Below are 2,063 nucleotides of genomic sequence, written 5' to 3'. Positions count from 1 at the left end.
CGCCGCGCCGCCCGCCGGGGCGCCGGCCGACCCGGTGCCGGTCCGGCCGAGGTCGATCAGCCCAGGGCACCGCCGACCTTGGCGTGTCCCTTCAGCAGGTTGCGCGCGATCGTCCGCCGTTGGATCTCGTCGGTGCCCTCATAGATCCGCAGCAGCCGCAGCTCGCGGTACCAGCGCTCCACCGGGAGCTCCCGGGTGTAGCCCATCCCCCCGTGAATCTGCAGCACCCGGTCGACGATCTCGTTGGCCTTCTGCCCACCGAAGAGTTTGGCCATCGACTGCGCGTGCCGGGAGTCCATGCCCTGGTCCACCTGCCACGCGGCGTGCAGCACCAGCCAGCGCAGCGCCTCGATCTCCACGCCGGAGTCGGCGATCATCCACTGGATGGCCTGCCGGTCGGCGATCGGCGCGCCGAACGTCTCGCGGGTGTTGGCGTGCTCGATCGCCATCGACACCAGCCGCTCGCACGACCCGATCGCCCGCGCGGGCAGCAGGTAGCGGCCGCGGCCGATCCACTGCATCGCCAGGGTGAAGCCCTGGCCCAGCTCACCGAGGATCTGGCTCTCCGGCACCCGCACGTCGTCGAAGATCAGGGACGCGGGCCCCCACTCGCCCATCGTGTCGATGTACTCCGAGCGCCAGCCCATGTCGCGGTCGACGAGGAAGCAGGTGACACCCCCGTTCGCGCCCTTCTCCGGGTCGGTGATGGCGAACACCATGGTGAAGTCCGCCTCGTTGCCGCCGGTGATGAACGTCTTCTCCCCGTTGATGATCCAGTCGGAGCCGTCCTTGCGGGCCGTCGTGCGGATCGCCTTCGCGTCCGAGCCCGCACCCGGCTCGGTGATCGCGAAGCAGGACGTGCGGGTGCCCTCGATGGTGGGCAGGAGATACCGCTGCTTCTGCTCCTCGTTCGCGTGGAACAGGATGTTGTCGGCCGCACCGCCGAAGCGGAACGGCACGTACGTGCGGCCGAGCTCTGCCTCCAGCAGTGCGGTCATGGTGGCGGACAGGCCCATCCCGCCGTACTCCTCCGGGGTCTGCACCCCCCAGAACCCGGATTCCTTCGCCTTGAGCTGCAGCTCCCGCAGCTCGTCGTCGGTCAGCCCCGGCTGGTGGGCCCGTTCCCTGCGGAGCACCTCCTGTTCGAGCGGGACGAGCTCCTTCTGCACGAACGTCCGGACCCAGTCCCGGATCTCCCGTTCCTCCACGCTCAGGCTGAAATCCATCGCCGCAGACTCCCTCGATGACCTCGATGATTGGCGACTAAGCGGTCGCTTAGCCAGCAAGGTAGCGCATCACCGGGCTTGGCGGGAGTCCCGCCCTCGACGTAGGTTCGAGATCGTCCGCCACGGTGCGTGGCGGGACGTGGGGGCCGGGGACATGTCTGCCGGGGACACCCGGTGGGCGGCGCGAGGCGGAGAGGCGAGATGACCGAGTGCGCGGTGTGGTGGACGACACCGATGACCGCGACCGACGCCGCGCTGGGTGTGCTGGACTCGGACGAGCACGCGCGGTACGGGGCCTACCGCCGGGCCGAGGACCGCTCCCGGTTCCTCACCGGCCGGGTGCTGGCCAAGACGGTGGCGGCCGCGCGGCTGGGTGGCCGCGCGCACGAGATCCGGTTCGACGCACGCTGCGCCGACTGCGGACGCCCGCACGGGCCGGTCCGGATCCCCGGGTCGACGCTGGAGTTGTCGATCTCACATTCCGGGGACCGGGTCGGTGTGGCCGCCACCGACGGCACGGCCGTGGGCCTCGACGTGGAGGCCGCCGGGCGGGACGTGGACGACTCGCTGCGCGCCTACGTGCTCAACGAGACCGAACTCGCCGGCCTCGACGGTTGCTCCGGACGGGCCGGCGCGGAGGCCTTCTTCCGGTTCTGGACCCGCAAGGAGGCGGTCATGAAGGCCACCCGGCGCGGACTGCGGATCCCGCTGCGCGCCCTGACGATCTCCGGCCCGGACGAACCCCCGCGGCTGCTCGCCTCGGCCGACGACGCGGTCTCGGCGGAGGCGGTCCGCCTGGCCGACCTCGACCCCGGCCCCGGGTACCGCGCGGCCGTG

Annotated in this window: 2 protein-coding genes; one reads left to right on the top strand and one right to left on the bottom strand. The window is 71.4% G+C overall.

The window, feature by feature from the left end; all coding sequences use genetic code 11:
- Nucleotides 1-56 precede the first annotated feature (56 nt).
- A complete protein-coding gene (locus tag ACTIR_RS0104960; RefSeq protein WP_026453450.1) occupies nucleotides 57-1,226 on the bottom strand; it encodes an acyl-CoA dehydrogenase family protein in 1,170 nt (389 codons plus the stop codon).
- 201 nt (nucleotides 1,227-1,427) lie between these two features.
- On the opposite strand from ACTIR_RS0104960, the gene ACTIR_RS0104955 reads away from it, so the two are divergent.
- On the top strand, nucleotides 1,428-2,063 hold a 636-nt coding region (locus tag ACTIR_RS0104955), incomplete at its 3' end, for a 4'-phosphopantetheinyl transferase family protein (RefSeq protein ID WP_026453449.1).

This window comes from Saccharomonospora iraqiensis subsp. iraqiensis (genome assembly GCF_000430445.1).
Taxonomy (GTDB): Bacteria; Actinomycetota; Actinomycetes; order Mycobacteriales; family Pseudonocardiaceae; genus Saccharomonospora; species Saccharomonospora iraqiensis.
This window is presented reverse-complemented; position numbering and strand designations above follow the sequence as displayed.

Excerpts from the sequence above, each read along its gene's own strand:
- ACTIR_RS0104960 (WP_026453450.1), bottom strand. The coding sequence starts at position 1,226 with ATGGATTTCAGCCTGAGCGTGGAGGAACGGGAGATCCGGGACTGGGTC.